This window comes from Streptomyces sp. NBC_00435 (assembly GCF_036014235.1).
Classification (GTDB): Bacteria; Actinomycetota; Actinomycetes; order Streptomycetales; family Streptomycetaceae; genus Streptomyces.
The window spans coordinates 518,828-542,880 of record NZ_CP107924.1; the positions used below are offsets into that span (position 1 = coordinate 518,828).

The following is a 24,053-nucleotide window of genomic DNA, read 5'->3' on the forward strand; positions in this document are numbered from 1 at the left end:
CGAGGGAGCACGATGACCGACCCGACCGCGGTGGACACCTGGCGTGGAAGGCTTGCCGGACCCTGCCGTGGCGTGTGCGAGGCACCCGCCTTCTCGCTCGCCGTATTCGCGGTGATCCTCTTCAACGCCCTGCTGCTGGGCGTCGAGACGTACAGCGGCCTGTCCGCCGAGTACAGCGCCCTGCTCACGACCACCGAACGCTTCTGCGTGATCGTCTTCACCCTGGAGATGCTGATCCGCCTGGGCGCGCACGCCGACCGGCCGAAAGCTTTCTTCCGGGACCCCTGGAACGTCTTCGACCTGCTGGTCGTCTCCTCGGCCTTCATCCCGTTCCTGCGGGAGAACACCACGCTGCTGCGGCTGCTGCGGCTGGCGCGCGTGCTGCGCACCGCCCGGTTCATGCCCCAGCTGCGGATCCTCCTGGTCGCGGTGGGCCGCAGCCTGCCCGGCACCGTGAGCTTCCTGTTCGTGGGCGCACTGATCGTCTACGTGTACGCCATGATCGGCTGGATCAGCTTCTCCGGTCACGACCCCGAGCACTACGGGTCGATCGGCCGGGCCGGGCTGACCCTGTTCCTGCTGATGACGCTGGAAGGGCTCGGCGACGCCGTCCACGACGGGCTGGCGATCTCCCCCTTCAGCATCCTCTTCTACGCCTCCTACGTGCTGCTCGCCTCGTTCGTCCTGGTCAACGTCCTGATCGGCGTGGTCCTCAACGCCCTTGAGGAAGCCAGGGAGATGGAGGAGGAGAGCGAGCGGGAGGAGCAGCGGGCCCTGCTCGCTGGCACGCGGACGGCGCCGGACGCCACCGACGAACTCCTCCTGCGGATCGCGGCGGTACGCAGCGCCCTCGACGACATGGAGAACCAGCTCGGCTCCGTGCACGTCCCGCCCGCGCCCCTGCCCGGTACCGACGCCGCCGCCCCACCGGCCCACGCCTCGGCGGGCGCCCGCTGACCGAAGCCCGGCCGGGCACCCCTTGCCGGTGGGCGGGGGTGCCTGGACCACGGCCCCGTGCGGGCCGCGGGGTCAGCCCGCGGTCCGCCGTGCGTCGACGACCCCGGCGAATTCGGCGAGGGTGCCGTCGCGCAGTTCCTCCTCGGCGAGCTTCAGGCCCAGCCTCTCCTGCAGGACCATGGCCATTTCCACGATCATGATCGAGTCGGTCAGCAGATCCAGCATCCGGGCGTCCGCCCGCACCTCCTCGGATGGAATTTCGAACGTCTCGACGAGCAGTTCACTGATCAGATCGATCGTGGATTCAGGTGCGGAAGTGGTCACAGCAAACCTCATTTGCGGTATTGCCGCCATTGCGCCAGGGTGGCGCCGACGACCGGCGGGAAAAGGAGAATACTCGTGTCGGAAAGCGTCAGGGACGTGATCGGGGCGGGCGCCGCGGAACTCCGGTACGTGAAGGAGTTGCTCGGCGGGGCAGGAGTGGACGCCTGGGACCGCCTGGTCGACTGGCTGGTGGAGGACTGGTTCCGGCTGGACGTCTCGGGGTGGGAGAACATTCCGGCGGACGGACCCGCGGTCGTCGTGGCGAACCATTCGGGGGCCTGGGGGCTCGACGCGCTCATCCTCGGAAAGGTACTCACCAGCCACCTGAACCGCCCTCTGCGCATTCCCGCCGCACCCATTACTTTTCGATTCCCGGTCATCGGCCCGTACGCCCGGAGAATCGGCGCCATTCCACTCGATCCGACACTCGGACTGGAACACCTGACCGCCGGGGAACTCGTGGGAGTGTTTCCCGAAGGAATCGCCGGCCTGGAAAAGAACTTTCGCAACCGCTACCGGCTGCGGCCCTTCAGCCCCGGATTCGCCGTAACCGCCCTCCAGGCCGGCGCGCCCGTCGTCCCGGTGTCCGTCATCGGCGCCGAGGAAGCCTGTCCGAAGATCGGTGAGGTCCCGGCTCTGGCGCGCCTGTTCGACCTCCCCTACTTCCCGCTCACCACCCTCTTCCCACTGCCCTCGAAATGGCTCATCACCGTGGGGGAGCCGATCCCCGCGCCACCCCGGCCCGAGTCCTTCGCCGCCCGGTCGGCCGCGGCCCGCAGGCTGTGCGCCGAGAGCCAGGACGCCGTGCAGTCCCTGGTCAACAGGGAGCGCCGCAGGCGCGCGACACCCTTCTGGTAGGCGGGGCGCACCGGGTGGCGGCCCTCCCGCCGCCCGGTCCGCGCCCCGGGTCCGGCCGCCTCAGTCCGCCAGGCGGTCGGCCGCCCGCCGTACGCCGTCGGCCGCGTCCGCACAGCGCCGGGAGTGGTCGAGCAGGACCATGCGGAACTTCTCCGCCGTCCCGTCCTCGGCCCAGCCGGCCGCCCCCGCGCAGGCCGCGAGGCTTTCCGCGTGCCCCTCCAGTCGTTCCGCGCTCGCCCGCGCGAGGGCCCCGTACGAGGCGGGTGCGCAGCCGCGCACCCGGACCGGTACGGCCGCCGGGCCGCCGACCGTCACCCGGCCGTCGCCCGGACCGCCGGAGGGTTCGAGCGCCACGAGCAGGGTTCGCGCGTCGAGCGTGGCCGGCAGCCGTCCGGCGGTGAGCCGCGGGGAGAGCACGAACGGCCGGGCGGCCGCGGTGACCGCGCGTACGAGCTCCTCGGCGACGAGCGCCCCGAACCCGGTCGCGGCGCACCCGGACGGTGCTCCGCACAGCGCCGACGGCCAGGCACCGGGGCGCGCGCCGTCCCGCGCCGGGGAGAGCCAGCCCGGAGCGCACAGGATCTCCGTGCCCGCGCCGATCGCGAGGTCCTCCCAGACGAACGGCGCCCGTACCCGGTGCACGGCGGCGGCCACGGGCGGGTAGTGGCTCAGCGCCCGGGCCACGGCCTCCTCGGGGGTGAGCGCGGGCTCCACCGATCGCAGGGCCAGGGCCTGCAGGGCCGTCGTGGAGCTGGCCTCGGAGACCAGGTCGAGCACGTGCGCGACCGCCGCGACCACGGTGTCCACGTCGGTGCCCGCCGCGACCAGCCGGCCGACCAGCGAGGCCGGGTCGCTGCCTTCCAGGTAGAGGGCCGTCGTCCGCCGGTGCAGGGCTGCTGCCAGCTCCTCCCGGGCCCCGCGGCCCTTCGCGGACCTCGCCCGGGTGACGATCTCGCTCAGCAGCGTGTCCCCGGCGGCCGGTTCGCCCGCCACCAGGCGACGGCTCAGCCGCCCCATCACCTCGCACCAGGCCCCCCGTTCCACCGTGCCGTCCCCGCGCCGGGCAGCGATCGCCGCGTCCGCCTCCTCGGCCACCAGCGCGGGCAGCCCACCGTCCGGCACGAGGGCCTCCGGGGGCACCGCCGTGTGCGGCGGCAGCCCGTACCGGTGCCCGCCGGCCGTGAGCCCGGTGGCCGGCTCCAGTACCCCCGCCTCGTCCGCCCGGACCAGCAGGGACTCGGACACGGCCGGGGTCAGCGGCACGAGGAAGGTCCCGAAGGGGGTGCTCACCCGGACCGGCCGCCCCGAGCGGGTGCGCCGCAGGTGCTCCAGCAGGGCCCGCGTCACCCCTTCACGGGTCAGGGCGTCCAGGCCCAGAGCGCGGGCCGGGGCGTCGGTCCACGGCAGCCGGTGGGCGGCCATGGCAGCGCTGAACACGGTGTTCTCCAGGGCCCAGGCCGTCGCGGGAGGCCGCGGCGCCGTCGTCCCGCTGTCGGCGGCGTTGTGGGCAGGGGTCATCGGAAGGTCTCCCGGGGTCACTTGTCGCGCAGCATGTAGGGCTGGTTGCCGACGATCCGGCCGTCGTAGGCGCCGATCAGCTCGTTGACCCGGTCCCGGTGGTGCGCCATGGAGCCACGCAGGGTGTCCGAGTAGGCCTGCGGAGCGTGCGAGAGGGGATAGTCGTACGACTCGTCCAGCCAGGCCAACTCGACCCAGCTGTCGGGGATCTCGTTGGGGGATGCGGGCCCGCGGCCGTCGAGCATCGGGATCACGTCGTGGTTGTTGACCAGGCTGATCACCCGCGTGGTGTGGTCGGCGGGCCGTTTGCCGTCGATCGGGGAGCCCACGGCGATCACGTGCGTGACGCGGTAGCGGGAGGAGAGCTCCACGTCCGCCGCGAGGTTCATCGCGGTCATCCCGCCCAGGCTGTGCCCGACGAACATGACCTCGGATCCGGTCGGCACACCGGCCCGCAGCAGCAGCTTCCGTGCGGCGCGGGTGTACGTGGTATCGGTGTGCAGCAACCCGTCGAACGCGCCCACCAGGTCCTGCGGGGTGCTGTTGCTCAGGAGTCCGAAGCTCGTTCCGGGCAGCAGCAGGACGTACCGGACGGCGCCGTCGGCGCATTCGACGCGGCGCAGCAGCACCAGTCCGTGGTTGCCCAGCGTTCCGATGTCGTTGACGTAGCTGACGATGTCGTTGGCGGACGTGGCGAGCACCTTCGCCAGGATGGAGTCCGCCTCCACGCGCTCGGCCCGTCCGGGACCCGGGTTGAGGCACTTCAGCACGGCGCTCGGGAGCCCGAGGAAAGGATCCGTGGTCGGCACTCCTCCGGCGAGGGTCACCCACGGGAAGCCGTCGTTGACCGGATTCTCGTCGAGCAGGCCCAGCAGGGCGAACAGCTCCATGATCACAGGACTGACCGTGGTCAGGGCGCGGGTGACCCCGAGGCGCTCGACGAGCGCGTACATGGCGCGCAAGGCCTCGATCCGCCGCCCGGCCACCATGGCGTCCGTCAGCCGCTTGGCGAGGGGCGAGTCCAGGTTCGGATGGTCGACGGCGATCGCCCTGATCCGCAGGGCGAAGGCGTCGACGGCCATGGCGACGGCGGCCGGCCGACGGTACGTCACGCTCCCGGCCATCCGCGCCAGTTCACCGACCGGTCCGCCGTTGGCGCCGAAGCCGAGCCCCGACGGGCTGGTCAGCGCCCTGGCACAGGAGATCGCCGTACCCAGGGCCCAGCCCGGTCGGCGCAGTGCCTCCAGTCCCACCCGCCAGCTGCACAGCGCGCCGGTCAGCTCGGCGCCCGCCTGCTTCGCCGTGAGGGCCGCGTCGGCCAGGAGGACCGAGGCTGCCAGGAGGAGGTCGGCATCGGCGCGGTCCGACCGGTCGGCGGGGTCCGTGCGGTCCGGCCTCTCGCTCCGGTCCAACCGGCCCCCGTTCGGCGGCGCCTCGGCAGCGCCCTCGGGGCGTTGCCCCGGGGACAGCCCCCGGGTCGCCCCGTCCACCGCCCGAGCAGTCACGTTCCCACCTCTCATGCCTGCGCGACGGCTTCGCCTGGTATCCGTCGCCCACATCGGCATGCTGGCAGTCGATCTCACCCGGGTCGCACGTGAACAGGGCGGACTCCGCGCCCGGACCAGCCGGGGACCGGGCACGGTCGGCCCGGGTCCGAGGGGTGAGGAGCGGGCTCCCGTGTTGACACGGCACGCTCCTCACCCCGGCGCGTCGCCCGCCCCCGGTCAGAGCGGCAGGTCGGGCAGGGTCCCCCAGAACGCGCACTGGTGGTCCGCCGCGAAGTCCGGGTCGAGGCGGGTCGCGGTCGGACTGAGGGTGAGCACCTTGCCCGCGGGTCCGGTCGCCGGCCACGGGATCTGGCCCGGCACGGCGGGAATCCCGTAGCGGGCGAAGGCACCCCAGTAGCGCTTCATCCGCGTCGCCAGAGCGCTCTGGACGGCGGTCAGGGGCCGTTCGCCCATCTCGAAGTCGTGCAGATAGGCCAGTTCGGCGCTGTGCGCGTTCGACTCGTCCAGCCCCGGCACCTGCGCGCCCGCCAGGGTGGGCGAGTCGGGATCGTCGAACTCGTAGGCAAAGGTGGGTACTTGCCTGGAGAAGAGCTGCGCGGTGCGGGCCGTCTGGCAGGCGAACGTCGAGTCGGTCATGACGGCGGACAGCGCCAGGTACGCGGATCCGTAGGCCGCCACCGGGTAGCGGGCGAGTACCTCGGGGCCCGCCGCACCGTAGCCCGACAGGATCTGCTCCGTGTACTGCCCGTCCGTGAGGTGGGGCTGGGTGAGCGCCACGAAGAAGCGCGCCTCCGACCGGGTGCTCCCGATCAGCACGGGCACCTTGTTCCAGCCGCCCGCCGCGATCGCGGCCGCCGGCTCCCGCGGGAGCAGCCCGTCACCCGAGGCGGGGCCCGAGGTGGGCAGCGTACGGGCCGCGTCCACCAGCGCCTGACCGGAGGCGGCACGCAGGCACGGGACGACCGCGGCGGGGTCCGCGCAGCCCGCGCTCACCGCGAAGGCCCGCGCCTCGGACTCGGCCCGCGCCCTGTCCGGCGTACGGAGCAGCGTGCACGGGCCGCTCTGCAGGACGGCCCGGTGGAACAGCCCGGCCGCGGAGGGTGCCGCGAGCAGCGCGCACACCGACCCGCTGCCCGCCGACTGGCCGGAGACGGTCACGTTGCCCGGATTCCCGCCGAACGCACCGATGTTCTCCCGCGTCCAGCGCAGCGCCGCGATCTGGTCCATCAGCCCGAAGGAACCGGAGCGGGCCGTGTCCTGGCGGGCCAGTTCGGGAAGTCCCAGATAACCCAGCTGCCCCAGACGGTAGTTGATGCTGATCACGATACTGCCCGTGAGCTCCGCCATCGTGCGGCCGCCGAACTGGGTGCCGGTCCCCTGGCTGTACGCGCCTCCGTGCATCCAGAGGATCACCGGCAGCCGGTCCCCCGTACGGACGCCCCGGGGCCGGTACACGTCCAGGTACAGGCAGTCCTCGCTGACGGCCCCGGGATCGCGCAGCCCGAACGGGGAGAACTGCAGGCAGGCGGGCGCCTGCCGGCCCGCCTCGCGCACCCCGCTCCAGCGCCGCGGCTCCCGGGGGGCGCGCAGCCGGGAGGCCCCGACCGGCGGGGCGGCGTAGGGCACGCCGAGGAACTCCTGCGCCCCGTCGTGGATCAGGCCGCGCAGCGCGCCCTGCGCCACGGACACCACCGGGCGGGGCGGGCCGCTTGCGGCGCCGGCCGGCAAGGCGGTCGCCGGGAGGGCCGCGGCGAGCAGCGTGGTGAGCGCGAGTGCCGTACCGAGTAAGGGTCTCGCCGGGGAGATCCGGGCGATGCGGGTCCAGAGCCGTCTCATGCGTACTCCTGGGGTCGGGGCGTTCCGGGGGCGGGTCGGGGCGGTTTCCGGGGGTGGGAAGTCCCGGGAGCGGGGCGGGCCGGGCTCGTCAGGGCACACGCCCGCCCCACCCCCGGAGGATCGGTGGGTGCTACGGGCGCAGCCCGGCGATCAGGGCCGCGGTGAGGGCGAAGTCGACCGGGCCGGTGTTCCAGTCGGCGTTCATCGGGCTGACAGCGATCTTGCCTGCGCTCACGGCCTCCACGTCGCTGCCCCGGGCCGGCGTCCGCAGATCCACCTTCACGCCCAGCTTCCAGGTGCCGTCACCCGCGTCGGTGTAGTCGGCCTTCAGCAGCGCCTGCCGGTCCTGGAAGGTCGTGGCCACCCCGGCCGCTGTGCCCTTGCCGTCGGCTCCCACCACCGGGTGGTTGACGTTCAGGCCGACGCCCTTGGGCAGCAGCGGGCCGGACCTGGCCCGGCGGTGGAGCCGGTCGATCAGGTCGACGGCGAAGTCGAGCGTCGGAGCCATCGCGTTGACCGTGGTCACCGGATCGGGGGCGGTGACCCCGCCGGTGCTCAGGGCGATGGCGGGAACGCCCGCGTCCAGAGCGGCGATCGCGCCGCCGACCGTCCCGGAGTGGGTGGCGAGAGCGGCCACGTTCGGTCCGAAGTTGGTGCCCGACACGACGAGGTCGGGCGCGCGCCCCTCGAACACCTCGGAGAGGCCGAAGGCCACCGAGTCGCCGGGGGTTCCGTCGACGGCCCACACCTTCGGCTCGGGGTGGCGCACCGCGAGGGAGGGGCCGTTCAAGGTCTTCGTACCGGCGCCGCTCTGATTGGTGAGCGGGGCGACGATGGTGACGTCGTGCCCGGCGGCGGTGAGCCGGGCGAACGCCAGGCGGATGCCCGGGGCGTTGTAGCCGTCGTCGTTGGTGAGCAGGATCCGCAGCGGGCCGACGGGCACGGGCGCGGGGGCCGGCCCGGCCGCGGGTACGGAGGCCGCAGCGGCGGGCACCGTACCGGCGAGGGCAGGGGCACAGAGCAGCAGGGCGGCCAGCGGCAGAACTCGCTTGCGTTGCACGGAACGCTCCTTCGGAGAGGTGTGTAGGAGAGGGCGTGTAGGAGGGGTTGCTGCGGGATGAGGGTCTGCAGGAGTGGGGCCGGCGGGCCCGCGACCCTCGGCGCGGGCCCGCCGCGGTCCGGGCCGCCGCGTTGCGGGAGGCGGCCCGGAGGTTGGGGAGGCGGGCGGGAGGTTGGGGAGGCGGGCGGGGTCAGCGCACGCTGCGGATCGGGAGGATCGCGAGAGCGCCGATCAGCGACAGTGCCCCGCCGACCAGGAACAGGGGGGTGTAACCGCCCAGGGAGGTGACGACGGCCGAGGCGACGAACGGGGCGATGATCTGCGGCCCGGCATTCGCGATGTTGAGGACGCCCATGTCACGGGCGGCGTCCTCGGCGCGGGGCAGTACGAGCGTGACGAGCGCGGTGTCGACGGCCATGAAGCACCCGAAGGCCAGACCGTTGAGGGCACTGAAGACGATCATGCCCGCCCATGTCGGGCTGACGACGGGCACCACCATCACGAGCCCTGCGAGGGCCGCGGAGACCCCGACGAAGACCTTCCGGCGGTTCCAGCGGTCGGACAGCAGCCCGCCGACCACCGTCGAGACGGCCATCGCGACCATCGAGACGGGGGTGAGCACCGCCATCGCGGCGGGCGGGGTCAGCCCGGCGGGGAGGTGGATGTGGTCGTCCAGGATGTACAGCTGATAGCCGACCACCGAGAAGTAGCCGAGCACCATCAGGGCCCGGCCGATGAAGGCCCACCGGAAGTCGTGGTGGCCGAGCGCCGAGAGGAAGGCCTTGACCTGCGCACCCTTGGGGACAGCGGGTACGGCGGGCGCGGCCGGGCCGGTGGCGTCCTGGCCGTCGGCGGAGCGCGGCAGGTCGCGGCAGAGGGTGGTGAGCAGCAGCGCGGCCCCGGCGATGACCCCGCCCAGGACGAGGTAGCCGACGGTCAGGTGCTCGGCGGTCTGCGAGGCGATCAGCACGCCGACCGTACCGCCGATGGGCAGGCCCAGGCCCACCACCGCGGACGCCGTACCGCGCCGGGCGGTCGGGACCCGGTCGGGCACGATCGCGGTGACGGCGGCCTGGTAGACGTTCATGGTCGCCTGGACCAGGCACCAGCCGATGCCCACGAGCAGCGCGGTGCTCACGTTGCCCAGGAGGGCCAGGAAGGCGAGCGAGCCGAGGCCGCCGCCCAGCACCCAGGGGTTGCGGCGGCCGCTGCGGTCGGAGAGTGCGCCGGCTATCGGGTTGAACGCCGTCGCGAAGATCGCGCTGATGCCGCCGATCAGGCCCAGGACGGCGACCTTGTCGTCGCCCGCGATCTCGGCGATCTGGGTGGGCAGCAGGACGGATCCGACTCCCGTGTAGACCGCCATCATCGCGGAGTTGGCGACCAGCAGCAGGAGCAGGAGTCCGCGCCGGTGGGAAGGTTCGTTGTCCGCCGGGACGGGCGGATCGATGAGTTCGTTGGTGGCCATGACGACTCCTCGGGGACGGAGCGGGGAGGTGGCGTGGGGATACCGCCGGGAAGCGGTGCACGGGGAGGACGAGGACGCCGGGGGTGCTGTCGCACACGAGGGGCGTCGCCGGAGGGCCGCGCCGGGCGCGACGCGGCTGACGCGGTGCGGCGGTGCGGTGTGCGGTGGTGCGGTCTGCAGTAGTGCGGTGGTGCGGTTTACGTGGCGTTGTTACACGTGTCACTTGAACTGCTTGGACACTGTGTAGCACTCACTCCGGGGTCTCGCCAAGGGTTGACGCGGGTCTCCGCACAGATCGTGACCCACGGGCGAATCCAAGTTGGGGCACGTGTAACCAGCTGGATGAAGCCACCGGACGGGCCAGCTGGTCTGAAAACCCTCTTGCCCTTGTGGCGACGGTCACTCGTCCGCAATACTCCGTGCCGCACCGTGACGGCCCCGCCGCCGCGCACCGGACCGGCCCGCCCACCCCCGCGGCTCCCGCCGACCGGCCGACCCGCCCCTCCGCGGATCCAGGCCACCCCCACACGCCCCCGGCGAACCCCCACCGCCCCCGCACCCGCGACGCCGCACCAGTCGCTCCGCGGATCCAGGCGGCCCCGGCACGCCCCCGGCGAACCCCCGCCCACCTCCACGAACCCCGCCCGCCTCCCCGAAACCCCGCTCATCACGCCCGTACGCCTCCCCGCACGCCCCCACCGCCCGGCGAGGCGCCCCCGAAAGGTCCCGGCATGCCCCAGTCCCCCGCCTCCACACCGTCCCCGACACCCGTCCGACCGCCCCGGCGGCCGGTACCGGCAGCACCACCCCGACACGCGCTCGCCTGGGGAGCGGCGCTGACCCTCCTGTCCGCACTGGGCGGACTGCTCCTGCGCGTGGACGAACGACCCTTCTTCCAGGGCCTCGACGACGCCTGGGCCTCTTCGCTGAACGGCTCGCCCGCCGACGCCGCCAGCGGGTTCGCCACAGTGCTCGACCGCCTCGGCGGCCCGCTGGGCACGGTTCTGCCGCTGCTGCTGATGGGCTGCCTGTGCATGTACGGGCGCTGGCGGTCGGCGCTCTTCGTCTTCACCACCGCCGTCCTGGCCAACATGATCGTGGCGCTGCCCCTCAAGCAGCTGGCCGACCGGCCGCGGCCCCCGCACACCTGGGTCCTGGTCAACGACGGCTCGTACCCCTCCGGCCAGGTCTTCAGCGCGGTGGCCCTGGTGATCGCGGCCGCGGTGGTGCTGTTCCCCCCGGGCGGCCGGCGCTGGTGGTGGCTGTTCGGCGCGGTGTACACCGGCGCCATGATGTGGAGCCGCACCTGGCAGCACGCCCAGTGGCTGAGCGACACCTTCGCCGGAGCCCTGGCCGCCGTCGGGGCCTGCCTGCTCCTGTGGCGGGCCTTCGCACCCCTGCTGGAGACGGAGGCGGAGCGGATGGCGGCCGACACCCTCTGGATGTGACGGCCCCGCGACACCCACCACTCGCACTATCGCGAAACATTGACGGTCGCTGATTTCACGCCATAGAGTCGAAGCGTGGCGCGCGTTCGGCGCGCGGCCCAGGAAGGATCGACTCATGGCATCCACCCCAGAATCCGATCAGCTCGTGGTGAATCCGCCGGCGGGCCGGCTGCGCGGCGCGACCGAGGACGGGCTCACCGTCTTCCGGGGCGTGCCCTACGCGGCGCCCCCCGTCGGCGACCTGCGCTGGCGGCCCGCGCGGCCGCACCCCGGCTGGAGCGGCACCCGGGACGCGACGGCCGACGGCCCCAGCGCCCCGCAGATGCACATGGAGGGTGGCGATCCGGTCCTCGGCGGACACGGCTCGCCACCCTTCGACGAGGACTGCCTGACCCTCAGCATCTGGACCCCCGCGGCCGACGGGGCCCGCCGCCCGGTCCTGGTCTGGATTCACGGGGGCGGCTTCGTATCCGGCTCCGGGTCGCTGCCGATCTACTCGGGAGAGACCTTCGCCCGTGACGGCGACCTGGTGGTGGTCAACGTCAACTACCGTGTCGGAGCACTGGGTTACCTCCATCCCGGCTCCGAGGACGGCAGCGCGGACGGTAGTACGGACGGTACGCAGGACAGCGGCGGCAACCACTGGCTGACCGACCAGCTCGCCGCCCTGCGCTGGGTGCGGGAGAACATCGCCACCTTCGGCGGCGACCCGGACTCCATCACCGTCGCGGGCCAGTCGGGCGGGGCGGTCTCCACCGCGGCCCTCGCCGGGCTGCCCGAGGCCCAGGGCCTGATCTGCCGGGTGATCCTGATGAGTCCGCCCTTCGGGCTGGAGCTGCCCGACCCCGAGGCCTCCTTCGAGCGCACCGCCGCGCTCCTCGAGCTCACCGGGGTCAAGACGCTGACCGAGGCACGTTCCCTGCCCTGGCCCGCCCTGATCGGCGCCACCGGCGGGCTCTTCGCGCGGACGACGCGCTGGGGCTACTGGCCGACACCGTTCCTGCCCGTCATCGACGGCGCCACCCTCCATCGCCATCCGGCCGAGGCCCTGCTGCACGGGGCCGCCGCCGGCATCGAGGTGATGATCGGCTGGACCCGCGAGGAGGCCAACTTCGGCTTCGCCCTGGACGAGGGCTACGCGGCGGCCGACCGGGACCGGGTGACCACCCGCATCGCGGAGACTTTCGGCCCCGAAGCGGCGCCCGGCGCCTACGCGGCGTACGAGCGCTCGCGGCCCGGCGCCCGTCCGGTCGACGTCCTGATGGACCTCATCACCGACGAGCTCTTCCGGGCCCCCGCCCTACGACTGGCCGAGGCCAGGGCGGAGCTGGGCCGCCCGGTGTGGGCCTACCAGTTCGACCTGCCCTCCGCCGCGTACGACGGCCGGCTCGGAGCCGCGCACTGCCTCGAACTTCCCTTCGCCTTCGCGAACTTCGACCGGTGGGCCCACGCCCCGCTCACGGCCGGTCTGGCCCCCGCCGTCCGCGACGGTCTCGCGGACACCATGCACCGGGCGTGGATCGCCTTCGCGCGGACCGGCGACCCGAACCACCCGGGCATGCCGGCCTGGGCCCCCTACGGGAAGGACACGCGGACCACCATGCGCTTCGACTCCGTGGTCACGGCACTCGGCGACCTCGCCGGCGATTCCCGCCGGATGCACGAGTCGGCCACCCGCGGAGCCCCGTAGGAGCGGGGCGCACGTCTGGGCGGGCCCGCGCTCCGTTGATCTAACTCGTGTAACGTTCGAAGGGAAGGCACCGAGCCGATCAAAAGGAGCGTCGAAAGACCCCATGGCCAAAGACACTCCTGTCCCCGCGTCCATCACCAGCACCGACGTGGCCCGGCTGGCCGGGGTGTCGCGTGCCACCGTCTCCTTCGTCCTGAACGACACGCAGGGCCATCGCGTCAGCGAAGCCACGCGGGTCCGTGTTCTCGACGCAGCCCGCCAGCTCGGCTACGTGCCGCACGCGGCGGCCCGGTCCCTGCGTGCCGGCCGCAGCAATCTCGTGCTGATGCCCTCCTCGATCTCCGCGGTCGGCCGCCTCGTCAGCGACTGGGTCGACGATCTGCACAGCGAGCTCGACCGGCACGGCTACACCGCCGTCCTCCACGCGGGCCGCTTCACCGACCCGCTCGACGCCGCCCGCGCCTGGGCCGAGCTGCGCCCGGCGGCCGTCATCGCCCTGGACGGCGACCGGTTCACCGCGCAGGCCGCCGAACTGCTGCGCCGTGCCGGGGTGCGCGGGCTGCTGGCCTTCGCGTCCCACCCCGTACCGGGCGTGCACACCATCGGCTTCGACCACGCCCGCATCGGCGCCACCGCGGCCGAGCACCTGATCGCCCGCGGCCGGACCCGTATCGGCGTCGTCATGCCGCAGGAGCGCGGCCTCGGCACCCTCGCCCGGCCCCGCCTGGCCGGCGCCGAATCGGTCGCCGCGCGGCACATGGCCACCGTGACCCCGGTGGAGCTGTCCTACACCCGCGAGTCCGCGACGGCACTGGCCCGGCGCTGGCGGGAACTCGGGCTGGACTCCGTGTTCGCGTACAACGACGAGTACGCCGCGCTGCTGCTGCACGCGCTGCGGGGCGCGGGGATCGTGGTGCCGGACGAGGTGGCGATGGTGGGCTCCGACGACCTGGTCCTCTCCGCGCTCCAGCAGCCCGCGCTGACCTCGATCCGCCTGGACCTGGTCTCCCCCGCGCTGGTCGCGGACGCCGTGCACGAACTGATCGAGACGGGTACGACGGCGCCCGTACCCGAGATAGAGCCGATCCTGATCCACCGCGAGACGTCCTAGCCTGGACACCCCCGCCCGGACGGCCTGGGCCTCGTGGGCCGTCCGGGCCGCACGCACGGGACGGCGGGGCGCGAAGGAGCCGTTCGTCCTGGTTCGCGTGGCCGACAGGGCCGAACGGGCCGCAGGCCACTGAGGCGGAGGGATCCGTTCCTCCCACCAGCGGAGGCGTCCGGCTACAACCAGGGGTGTATCTCAGCGGAAGGCACCCTCTCTCTTCCCCCCGGCGAGAACCGGAGCTCGACCCCACGGCGTGGTACCGGCGAACGAACGCGCTGGCGCGCAAACGAAGTTGGGGGAAAACGGGTGGGATCCACATCAAGGGTGAGAACGGCGGCACTCGCCGCCGCGGTGGCCGGGACACTGATCGCCGGGGTCACGTCGGCCGGCATCCAGCCGGCGCTGGCCGCGAGTTCCACCGCGAAGGGCGGTACGAAACCGTCCGCGACCGTGACGGTGACGCTGGTCACCGGCGACCGGGTCGTCGTCGGCTCCGACGGCGGCGTCCGCCAGGTCGTTCGCGGCAAGGGCCGTGAGGGGACCGTCTTCTCGGTGCGGCGCGAGGCCGGGCACACCTACGTCGTCCCGCAGGACGCCCTGCGCCTGATCGGTGACGGCGTCCTGGACCGGCGGCTCTTCGACGTCGCCCAGCTGGTCGAGTACGGGTACGACGACGCGCACCGCACCGCGCTGCCCCTGATCGTCGGCTACGGGCCGGCCGGAGGGGGAGGCGGGGCCGGAGCCAGTGCGCTGAAGGCCACCGGTGACCCGCTCGCCGGGGTCGCCCGCGACGACCGCCGGCCCCTGCCCGCCGTCGGCGGCGAGGCGTTCGCCGCGCCCAAGGCCGGCGTCACGGCCCTGTGGTCGGCGGTCACCGCAGGCGCGAACAGCGCCCGGACGGCGGGAGCCGCCCCCGCGGCCCCCATCACCCACCTGTGGCTGGACGGCAAGGTCCGCACCACCCTCGACACGAGCGTGCCGCAGATCGGCGCACCCGCCATGTGGGCGGCGGGCTACACCGGCAAGGGCGTCAAGGTGGCGGTCCTGGACACGGGGATCGACGAGACCCACCCGGACCTCAAGGGCATCGAGACCGCCCAGAAGAACTTCACCGAGTCCGATTCCCTGGACGTCATCGGGCACGGCACGCACGTGGCCTCCACCATCGCCGGGACGGGCGCGAAGTCGGGGGGCCGCTACAAGGGCGTGGCGCCCGGAGTACAGCTCCTTGACGGCAAGGTCATCGCCGACGACGGCTACGGAACGGATTCGTCCATCGTCAGCGGCATGCAGTGGGCCGTCGACCAGGGCGCGAAGGTCGTCAACCTGAGCCTCGGGGGCCAGGACAACCCCGGCCTCGACCCGAAGGAGGAGGCGATCGCCCGGCTCTCCGAGCGGGCCCTGTTCGTCGTGGCCGCGGGCAACTCGGGCGACAGGCCCGGCACGATCACCTCGCCCGGCAGCGCCGTCCAGGCACTCACGGTCGGCGCGGTCGACAAGCAGGACCAGCTCGCGGACTTCTCGAGCCGCGGCCCGACGGCCGACGGCCAGTCCAAGCCGGACGTCACCGCCCCCGGCGTCGACATCACGGCGGCCCAGAGCACGCGGAGCTGGGAGCCCCAGGGCAACGGCTACATCACCATGTCGGGCACGTCGATGGCCACCCCGCACGTCGCGGGCTCCGCCGCCCTGCTGCTCCAGCAGCACCCCGGCTGGAGCGGCACCCAGCTGAAGGCAGTGCTGACGGGATCGGCCAAGCCCAACCCGCTGCTCAACGCCAACCAGCAGGGCGCCGGCCGCGTCGACCTGACCCGGGCCGTGACGGCCTCCGTCGTCTCCGAGCCCGGCTCGCTCGACTTCGGCACGCAGCTCTGGCCGCACACCGACGACAAGCCGCTCTCCCACACCCTCACCTACCGCAACTACGGCACCAAACCCGTCAAGCTGCGGCTGTCGGCGACCGGCACCGACCCCAAGGGCGGTCCGGCCCCGGCCGGAATGTTCAGCGTCAAGGACTCCGAGCTCACCGTCCCCGCCGGCGGCAGCGCGAGGACCACCGCCTCCGCCGACACCAGCCGGGGCGGGCTCGACGGCGCGTTCGGCGGCACCGTGACGGCCACCGGGGACGGCCAGTCGGTCCGCACCGGCCTCGTCGTCGTCCGCGAGGTGGAGTCCTACGACGTCGTCCTGAAGCACACCGACCTCAACGGTGCGGCCCCGCCGAGCTACTCCAGCTTCCTCGCCAAGCTCGACAGGGCGGAGCCCGGGCGCTACGAGTTCTCGAACGGCACGAACGGGACCGTCGTGCGCCGGCTGCCCAAGGGCGACTACCAGCTGGAGAGCGTCGTCTTCGGCGCGGACGACCGCCTGGGCCTCTTCGTCCAGCCGGTCGTGAAGGTGACCGGGAAGACCACGATCGCGCTCGACCTGCGCCAGGCCAAGCCCCTCGCCGTCACCGTCCCCGATCCGGCCGCCCGGCAGGTCAGCGGCACCATCGGCTACGCCGATGACAACGCGCGGGTGGCCAGTTCCTGGGAGTTCGGCGGGCAGACGAAGGTTCTCACCGCCGCCCTCGGCTCCGCGGGCACCAGCTTCCGGGCGCAGCTCAACGGGGTGTGGCGGGCTCCGGGCACGGCCGGCAAGAGCGCCGACTACCGGCTCGCCTTCACCCGCACGGGCAGCTGGTTCACCGGGTTCGCGCACTCCGTCGCCCAGGGTGAGCTCGCCGAGGTGAAGCTCCGTTTCGGGGCGTCCGTGACGGGAGCCAAGTCCATGATCCGGGCCGTGCCGTACGACGACACCGGCTTCGCCCTCGGCATGTGGCAGCCGATCGAGGAGACCCTGCCGCTGACCAGCACCCAGTACGTCAGCGCCAAGGGGTACCGCTGGACTTGGGACGCGTCGCAGACCAACGCCCAGGGCGACTACCGCTTGGGCTACACGACGGACATGACCGCCTACAAGCCGGGCAGCAGCAACGCCCTGGACTTCAACACGGGCGTGGTCGGCCCCAGCATGGAGGCCGGGGACCACCAGAGCGGCGCCACCCGGTACGGCAACCGGATCGACGCCAACATCCAGCTGTTCAACGACGGCAGCGGCCACTCGGGCGGATCCCAGGTCACCGGAGGCTTCACCCGGCTGGAGTCCGGAGGCCGGGTCATCGCGGAGGCGGACCCCGGCTGGATCGGCGCGGAGGTTCCGGACGCCGCCGCGGTGTACCACCTGAGCCTGGAAGCGACGCGTTCCCCCTTGGACACTTCCACCAGTACGAAGGTGGCCGCGGTCTGGGCGTTCACCTCGGCCCTGCCGCCGTCCGACGAACCGGTCACGCTGCCGCTGTCCACGGTGCGCCTGGCGCCGGAACTGAGCCTGAGCGGGACGGCCCGGGTGGGCGGCACCCTGAAGGTGCCGCTGCACGTGGGCGGCACGGCCGCCGCGCCGGGACAGGTCGCCGCGCTGGTCGTGAAGGCCTCCTACGACGGGGGCAGGACCTGGAAGGCCGTCGTGGTGAACACTGACGCGAAGGGGGCGCGCTCGGTGACCGTGACGCACCCGGCGAAGGCCGGGACCGTCTCCTTCCAGGTGTACTTGAAGGACACGGCCGGGAACACCGTGCGCGAGACGATCACGGACGCCTACCGCCTCGTTCCCTGAGGTGACAGCACGCCCCCTGAGGTGCCAGCACGGCGGTGACCGTACCTGGTGACCGTACGCCGGTGACCTCGTCGCGGTGACCCACGACCGGTGCCCCTCCCGGCACCGGTGAACCGTCCGGCCCGGCCCCGCACTTCGCGGGGCCGGGCCGGACCTTTCGCGGGGCCCCGGTCCCCGGCGTGGGGGCGTGCCGGCGCCCCCCGACGCCGGCCCCCTCTTCGCGCGACCCCGGGTCTCAGGCCCCCGCGGCCAGGTGGCGGGCGAGGAAGGCGACGCTCTCCGCGACGATCGGGACGACGTCCGGGGATCCCAGGAAAATGTGGTCGGCTCCTTGCACCGGCCGCAGGGTGACCTCGCCGCCGGACTGCGCGAGCGCCTCGGCGAGCCGTTCGCTCTGGCTGTAGGGGACCAGCCCGTCGTGCGTTCCGTGGATCAGCAGGAACGGCGGCAGGCCCGGCTGGCAGGCGTACGTGACCGGGCTGGCGACCCGCGCCAGCGCCGGCCGCTCGGCTTCGGTGCCGCCGAGGAGGGCTTCGTACGGGTCGGGGAAGTCCGTCCCGCCCGGCATCGCGGGCATGGGGTGATCGGCGAGGGCGACCAGGTCGGAGACGCCGTACCAGTCGACGACAGCCAGCACGCCCGTCTCCCCGCTCCCCACGCCGTGCGCACCCTCCAGTGCCTCGGCTTCCGGGCTGTCGGGGCCGACCAGACCCGCGAGCGCGGCCAGATGGCCGCCCGCAGACTCGCCCCACACCCCGATCCGGTCGCCGTCCAGGCCGAGGGCGGCGGCGAACTTGCGGACGTAGCGGATCGCGGCCTTCACATCGTGCAGCTGGGCCGGGAACGGGGCCTCCAGGCTGTGCCGGTAGTCGATCGAGACGAGCGCGAGCCCCGCCTCCAGGACCGACCCGTGCAGCAGCTCCACCGGCACGGTGGGCGGCGGGTAACGCCGGTCGCCGTCGAGCCAGCCGCCGCCGTGGATCCAGATCACCGCCGGGAAGGGGCCTTCCCCGGCCGGGACCCGTACATCCAGCAGGCGGGGACGGAACCCGGGCGTGGTGGCGTACGTGACCCCGTCGAAGTGTCGGATGCCGTGCTCGTCCGTCACGGCGGGGTCCGGCGCCCGGTAGGGCGGGGGCGGCCAGGTCATGTCGGCGAGGTCGACTGCGGCGGGGAGCGATTGCGTCATTGCGGCCCTTCCAAAATCTGCGCGGCCCCGGGGGCCCGCAAGCACGGGGCACGGCTTCGTAACGTATGTCCGAAATGCTTGCACGGGACCTTCGGGGGGACTTAACGTGTTACACGTGTAATCACGACTCTAGCGACGCACTTCCGCAGACCACAAGACCACGGGCAGTCCGAGTTCCCCGGCGGTTACACGAGCTACAGCGCGGTCTCGTCGCCTTCCCCTCCGGGAGCACGCCATGCTCACCACCGCCCCTCCCCCCGCCGGCCCGGTCGCCGCCCCGGCCCCACGGGCCGCCACCCCGACCCCCCAGGTCACCGACCCCGCCCCGCGGGTCACCGGCGCCGCCCCCCAGGTCCGCGGATTCGCCCGCTGGGCGGCCGATCCCGGCGCGGCGACCGTCCCCCTGATGCGCTCCCGCGTCCGGGCCGTCCTCGACGGCTGGCGGATCACGGCCGAGATCGCGGAAGTCCTGCTGCTCGCCGTCAGCGAGCTCGTCGGCAACGTCGTCCTGCACACCTCCGACGCCCGTCGCATGCGCGTCGGAATGTCCCTCCGAGGGGGATGGGTCCAGCTGGACGTCACCGACGGCGCGAATCCGCTCCCCCGACTGCCGCACCCCCGCACCGAGCCCGACCCGGACGCCGAGAGCGGGCGCGGCCTGCTGATCGTGCAGCTGTTGGCCGCCGAGATCGGCGGCCAACTCAGCGTTATGGCCGTGGAGTTCGGCAAGTCCGTCCGGGTGCGCGTCCCGGCCGCCTGAAGCGCGCCGCCGCACGCCACACCGGACCGCACCGGGGAGGGGCTCCGGAACCCGTCGCCGCAGAGAAATATCTCGAAGAATTGACGTACGCCAAATTATCGAGATACTTGCCCCATCTCCCCCGCTGCTCCCTGATTGAGGTGCCGCCCCATGGAGCTCTCCCCTTCGGCACACGCCGATTCCTTCTGCCGCGACCGGCTCCCGCCCTTCTCCCTCTGGCCCGAACTCCACTTCGACCTGCCGGAGTTGGCCTACCCGGACCGGCTCAACTGCGCCCACAGCCTCCTCGACGACGCCGTCGAGCGCTGGGGCCCCGACCGCCCCTGTCTGCTGACCCCGACCGAGAGCTGGACGTACGGCGACCTGCTGCGCCGCGCCGGCCAGGTCGCCCAGGTACTCACCGAGGACCTGGGGCTGCGGCCCGGGAACCGCGTCCTGCTGCGCGGCCCGAACAACCCCTGGCTCGTCGCCGCCTGGTTCGGCGTGCTCAAGGCCGGCTGCGTGGCCGTCACCACCGTGCCGCTGCTGCGCGCCGCCGAGCTGGCCGAACTGTGCGGGATCAGCCGGCCCTCGGTCGCCCTCTGCGACCACCGCTACCTGGAAGAACTCGAAGCCGCCGGCCACCACGCGGAGGCGGCCGGCCAGGACGGCGGGCCGCTGCGCGTGATCGCGTACGGCGGGCCGGGCGAGGACGACCTCACCGGCCGCTGTGCGGCCAAGGACGGCGCCTTCGCCAGCGTCGAGACCGCCGCGGACGATGTCGCGCTGATCGCCTTCACCTCCGGTACGACCGGGCGGCCCAAGGCCACCCTGCACTTCCACCGGGACGTACTGGCCAACGCCGACACGTTCTCCCGGCACGTCCTGCGGCCCCGCCCCGACGACGTGTTCACCGGCACTCCGCCGCTCGCGTTCACCTTCGGCCTCGGCGGGCTGGTGGTCTTCCCCCTGCGCGTCGGCGCCGCCACCCTGCTCATCGAGCAGGCGACACCCCGGCAGCTGGCCGACCTCGTCGCCGCGCACGGGGTGACCGTGCTGTTCACCGCGCCCACCGCCTACCGCGCGATCATGGCCGACGGCGCGGCCGGCCTGCTGGCCGGTCTGCGCCGCTGCGTATCGGCGGGGGAACCCCTGCCCTCCGCCGTGTGGGAGGAGTTCCACGCCGCCACGGGGCTGCGCATCATCGACGGCATCGGCGCCACCGAGATGCTGCACGTGTTCATCTCCGCGGCCGACGAGGACATCCGGCCCGGTTCCACGGGCCGGCCCGTGCCGGGCTACCGGGCCGCCGTGGTCGACGAGCACGGCGTGCCCGTTCCCGACGGGCAGCCCGGCCTGCTCGCCGTGACCGGCCCGACCGGCTGCCGCTATCTCGACGACCCGCGCCAGTCCACGTACGTCCGCGGCGGCTGGAACATCACCGGTGACACCTACATCCGCGATGCCGACGGCTATTTCTGGTACGTGGCCCGCAGCGACGACATGATCGTCTCCTCGGGCTACAACATCGCCGGACCCGAGGTCGAGAAGGCCCTGGCCGGCCATCCCGACGTGGTGGACTGCGCGGTCGTCGGGGTCCCCGACGAGCGGCGCGGCATGCTCGTGAAGGCGTACGTGGTCCTGCGCGCCGGAGTCCCGGCCGTGGAGGCGACCGCCCGCGAGCTCCAGCGCCATGTCAAAGCGGCCATCGCACCGTTCAAGTACCCGCGCGCCGTGGAGTTCGTCGCCGCGCTCCCCCGAACGGAGACCGGCAAGCTCAGACGCGGTGAACTTCGCGCCAGAGCAAGGGAGTCGGCCACCCTGCACGTGCCCGCACCCCGGGGGGTCCCGGCCGTCGCGGTGCCGGCGGCCGACCCGGCGGTCCCGGCCGTCGCGGTGCCGGCCGCGGACCCGGCGGCCGACGGGGGGTGCGTCGCCGGCTGGCCCGAGGCCGCGGCGTCGCACCTGCCCAGCGTCCTGGTCGAACGCCGGGTCGAGTGGCCCGACACCGACGCGGCGGGCCACTACCACCACTCCACCGTCGTGCGCTGGGTCGAGGCTGCCGAGGCCGTGCTGCTGCGCCGCCTGGGGCTGTCGCACCTGTTCGGCAGCACGCCCCGTGTCCACTTCGAGGCCGACTACCGGGCCCGGCTCTGGTTCGGCGAGGCCGTGCGGACGGAACTGCGCGTCACCAAGGTCGGCGCCAGTTCGCTCCACTACGCCTTCACCGTCCACGGGGAGGCGGGCACGGAGGCCGCGAGCGGCCGCATGGTCATCGCCCACTCCGCCGCCCGGGCCACCGGCACCACCCCGTGGCCCGCCGAGGTCCGCGAAGTCCTCATGAAGGCGGGCCCGCAGGCCCCCGAACTGATCGAGAACAACCGAGGAGGCGCCCCGTGCGCGTAGCAGTCATCGGAGGCGGGCCGGGCGGCCTGTACTTCGCCGCCCTGGCCAAGCAGCTCTCCCCGCACTGGGAGATCACCGTCTGGGAGCGCAACGCTCCGGACGACACCTTCGGGTTCGGGGTGGTCTTCTCCGACGAGACCCTGGACGGCATCGCGCAGGCCGATCCCGCCGTGTACGCCGCGATGTCCTCGGAGTTTGCCCGCTGGAGCGACGTCGACGTCCACCACCGCGGCCGGACCCTCACCTCCGGCGGCCACGGCTTCGCCGCCCTCGGTCGCCGCCGGCTGCTCGGCATCCTCCAGGACCGCTGCGCCGCCCTGGAGGTGGACGTCCGCTACCGCACCCAGGCCCCGCCTCCCGGTCAACTGGCCGCCGAGTACGACCTGGTGGTCGCCTGCGACGGGGTGCGCTCGGCCACCCGCGCCGCCTACGCCGACACCTTCGGCGCCGACCTGGACGAGCGTTCGGGCCGCTACATGTGGCTCGGCACCGACAAGGTCTTCGAGGCCTTCACCTTCATCGTCGCCGAGCAGGACTTCGGCACCCTGCAGGTGCACGCGTACCCGTACGACGGCACCCGCTCGACCTTCATCGTCGAGATGGACGAGGAATCCTGGCGGCGCGGTGGTTTCGCCGGTCCCGCGGGCCGCGAACTGCCGCCCGGCACCAGCGACGAGGAGTCCATCCGGCGCTGCGAGGAGCTCCTCGCCGGCCATCTGGACGGGCACCGGCTCATCCCCAACAACTCCAAGTGGCTCCGCTTCACGACGGTGCGCAACCGCACCTGGCGCCACGGCAACACCGTGCTGCTCGGGGACGCCGCGCACACCGCGCACTTCTCCATCGGCTCCGGCACCAAGCTCGCCATGGAGGACGCACTCGCCCTGGCCGCGTGCCTGCACGAGCACCCCGACGTGCCGAGCGCGCTGGCCGCGTACGAGGACGAGCGCAGGCCTGTGGTGGAGTCCACCCAGCGCGCGGCCCAGGCCAGCCTCGAATGGTTCGAGAACATCGACCGGTACACGGGCCAGGACCCGACGCAGTTCGCCTTCAACCTGCTGACCCGCAGCCGCCGGGTCACCTACGACGGGCTGCGCGCCCGCGACGAGGAGTTCACCGCCGCCGTCAACGCCTCGGCTCCGGTGCCACCGATGTTCCAGCCCTTCCGACTCGGCGGCCTGCTCCTGCGCAACCGGGTCGTGGTGCCGCCCATGGCCCTGTCCACGGCCGTCGACGGGGTCCCGGGCGACTTCGACCTGGTCCACCTGGGCACCCAGGCCCTCGGCGGCTCGGCCCTGGTCATCGCCGGCATGACGGCGGTCAGTGCCCGCGGCCGGACCGACGCGGGCTGTCCCGGCCTGTGGACCGACGAACAGGAGGCCGCCTGGCGGCGCATCGCCGGCTTCGTGCACGCGCAGTCGGACACCTGCCTCGGCATCCAGCTCACCCACGCGGGGCGCCGGGCGGCCGCCGGACCCCTGCTGGCCGCCTCGCCGCTGCCCTGGGACGGGCGCAGTCCGGTCCCCCGCGAGGCGACCCGGGCCGATATGGACCTGGTCGTGCGGGACTTCGTGCGCGCCGCCGAACGCGCCGACCGGGCCGGCTTCGACGTACTGGAACTGCAGTACGGGCACGGCCACTTGCTCTCGGGGTTCCTGTCCCCCCTGACCAACCGGCGCACCGACGCGTACGGCGGCGCGGTGGCCGGGCAGCTGCGCTTCCCCCTCGAAGTGCTGGGCGCGGTGCGGGCGGTGTGGCCGGCCGGAAAGGCGCTCCTGGTCCGGATCTCCGCCACTGACTGGGCGGAGGGCGGCCTGGAGGAGGCCGACGTCGTGGAGATCGCCCGCGCGCTGGCCGCCGGGGGCGCCGATGCGATCGACGTCTCCACGGGCGAAGTGGTGTCCCACGAGCGGCCCCTCTTCGGGCGCAGTTATCAGACGCCCTACGCGGACCTCATCCGCAACGCCACCGGGGTCCCGACCGTCGCGGTCGGCGCGATCTCCTCGTACGACGACGTCAACTCGGTGATCCTGGCGGGCCGGGCCGACCTGTGCGCCGTGGGGCGGGCCCAGCTCCACGACCCCCTGTGGACCCTGCACGCGGCGGCCGCCCAGGGCTACCGCGGGCCCGCGGCGCCCTGGGCCCGGTCCTGGCAGGCCGGCTCCGGCCGGCCGCCCGCCGCCCGAACCGACCGGGTGCCACCCCGCCTCGAACTGCTGCGGCGGCCCGCCGCACCGGTGCACCAGCGCTGGCTGCCGCGCGTGACCGCGCCGGCCCACTGAACCGC

General features: G+C 73.3%; 16 protein-coding genes and 1 pseudogene. 10 read left to right on the forward strand and 7 right to left on the reverse strand.

The window, feature by feature from the left end:
- Nucleotides 1-12 precede the first annotated feature (12 nt).
- Nucleotides 13-957, forward strand: coding sequence for an ion transporter (locus OG389_RS02380; protein WP_328296765.1), 945 nt, complete (start codon nucleotides 13-15; stop codon nucleotides 955-957).
- Between the two features lie 72 nt (nucleotides 958-1,029).
- Here OG389_RS02380 and OG389_RS02385 read toward each other — a convergent pair whose 3' ends face one another.
- The gene (locus tag OG389_RS02385) at nucleotides 1,030-1,281 is read right to left on the reverse strand and encodes an acyl carrier protein (RefSeq protein ID WP_328296766.1); all 252 of its coding nucleotides are present in this window, start codon (nucleotides 1,279-1,281) and stop codon (nucleotides 1,030-1,032) included.
- Nucleotides 1,282-1,356: 75 nt separating this feature from the next.
- On the opposite strand from OG389_RS02385, the gene OG389_RS02390 reads away from it, so the two are divergent.
- Nucleotides 1,357-2,139 (forward strand): lysophospholipid acyltransferase family protein, encoded by a 783-nt coding sequence (locus OG389_RS02390; protein ID WP_328296767.1) that lies wholly within the window; start codon nucleotides 1,357-1,359, stop codon nucleotides 2,137-2,139.
- Between the two features lie 60 nt (nucleotides 2,140-2,199).
- On the opposite strand, the gene OG389_RS02395 is transcribed toward OG389_RS02390, so the two are convergent.
- The 5 genes from OG389_RS02395 to OG389_RS02415 all read right to left on the reverse strand — a co-directional run bounded on the left by OG389_RS02395 (nucleotide 2,200) and on the right by OG389_RS02415 (nucleotide 9,529).
- On the reverse strand, nucleotides 2,200-3,657 hold the full coding sequence (locus tag OG389_RS02395) for a hypothetical protein (protein WP_328296768.1): 1,458 nt from the start codon (nucleotides 3,655-3,657) through the stop codon (nucleotides 2,200-2,202).
- A gap of 17 nt (nucleotides 3,658-3,674) precedes the next feature.
- Complete coding sequence (locus OG389_RS02400) at nucleotides 3,675-5,162, reverse strand: lipase family protein (protein ID WP_328296769.1); 1,488 nt, start codon at nucleotides 5,160-5,162, stop codon at nucleotides 3,675-3,677.
- Nucleotides 5,163-5,381: 219 nt separating this feature from the next.
- Nucleotides 5,382-7,001 carry a carboxylesterase/lipase family protein gene (locus tag OG389_RS02405; RefSeq protein ID WP_328296770.1) on the reverse strand — a complete coding sequence of 540 codons (1,620 nt, stop codon included), beginning with the start codon at nucleotides 6,999-7,001 and terminating at the stop codon, nucleotides 5,382-5,384.
- A 130-nt stretch (nucleotides 7,002-7,131) separates the two neighbouring features.
- Entirely contained in the window at nucleotides 7,132-8,061 is a 930-nt protein-coding gene (surE, locus tag OG389_RS02410) for a 5'/3'-nucleotidase SurE (RefSeq protein ID WP_328296771.1), read from the reverse strand.
- 190 nt (nucleotides 8,062-8,251) lie between these two features.
- The gene (locus OG389_RS02415; protein ID WP_328296772.1) at nucleotides 8,252-9,529 is read right to left on the reverse strand and encodes an MFS transporter; all 1,278 of its coding nucleotides are present in this window, start codon (nucleotides 9,527-9,529) and stop codon (nucleotides 8,252-8,254) included.
- Nucleotides 9,530-10,260: 731 nt separating this feature from the next.
- Between OG389_RS02415 and OG389_RS02420 the strand changes: the two genes are divergently transcribed.
- The 4 genes from OG389_RS02420 (at nucleotide 10,261) to OG389_RS02435 (ending at nucleotide 17,432) form a co-directional block, all read left to right on the forward strand.
- Complete coding sequence (locus OG389_RS02420) at nucleotides 10,261-10,977, forward strand: phosphatase PAP2 family protein (RefSeq protein WP_328296773.1); 717 nt, start codon at nucleotides 10,261-10,263, stop codon at nucleotides 10,975-10,977.
- A 115-nt stretch (nucleotides 10,978-11,092) separates the two neighbouring features.
- A complete protein-coding gene (locus OG389_RS02425) occupies nucleotides 11,093-12,667 on the forward strand; it encodes a carboxylesterase/lipase family protein (protein ID WP_328296774.1) in 1,575 nt (524 codons plus the stop codon).
- A gap of 103 nt (nucleotides 12,668-12,770) precedes the next feature.
- Entirely contained in the window at nucleotides 12,771-13,778 is a 1,008-nt protein-coding gene (locus OG389_RS02430) for a LacI family DNA-binding transcriptional regulator (RefSeq protein ID WP_328296775.1), read from the forward strand.
- Nucleotides 13,779-14,099: 321 nt separating this feature from the next.
- A complete protein-coding gene (locus tag OG389_RS02435) occupies nucleotides 14,100-17,432 on the forward strand; it encodes a S8 family peptidase (RefSeq protein ID WP_328296776.1) in 3,333 nt (1,110 codons plus the stop codon).
- A 235-nt stretch (nucleotides 17,433-17,667) separates the two neighbouring features.
- On the opposite strand, the gene OG389_RS02440 is transcribed toward OG389_RS02435, so the two are convergent.
- Entirely contained in the window at nucleotides 17,668-18,621 is a 954-nt protein-coding gene (locus OG389_RS02440) for an alpha/beta hydrolase (RefSeq protein ID WP_328296777.1), read from the reverse strand.
- A gap of 235 nt (nucleotides 18,622-18,856) precedes the next feature.
- Between OG389_RS02440 and OG389_RS02445 the strand changes: the two genes are divergently transcribed.
- The 4 genes and pseudogenes from OG389_RS02445 (at nucleotide 18,857) to OG389_RS02460 (ending at nucleotide 24,048) form a co-directional block, all read left to right on the forward strand.
- Nucleotides 18,857-19,381, forward strand: a complete 525-nt coding sequence (locus tag OG389_RS02445) for an ATP-binding protein (RefSeq protein WP_328296778.1) — start codon at nucleotides 18,857-18,859, stop codon at nucleotides 19,379-19,381.
- Between the two features lie 150 nt (nucleotides 19,382-19,531).
- A pseudogene (locus OG389_RS02450) lies at nucleotides 19,532-21,157 on the forward strand (AMP-binding protein); the annotation flags it as partial.
- Between the two features lie 24 nt (nucleotides 21,158-21,181).
- Nucleotides 21,182-21,766, forward strand: a complete 585-nt coding sequence (locus OG389_RS02455) for an acyl-CoA thioesterase (protein ID WP_443059410.1) — start codon at nucleotides 21,182-21,184, stop codon at nucleotides 21,764-21,766.
- The gene (locus OG389_RS02460; protein ID WP_328296779.1) at nucleotides 21,757-24,048 is read left to right on the forward strand and encodes an oxidoreductase; all 2,292 of its coding nucleotides are present in this window, start codon (nucleotides 21,757-21,759) and stop codon (nucleotides 24,046-24,048) included. Before OG389_RS02455 ends, OG389_RS02460 begins: the two co-directional genes overlap by 10 nt.
- The last annotated feature ends 5 nt before the right edge of the window (nucleotides 24,049-24,053 follow it).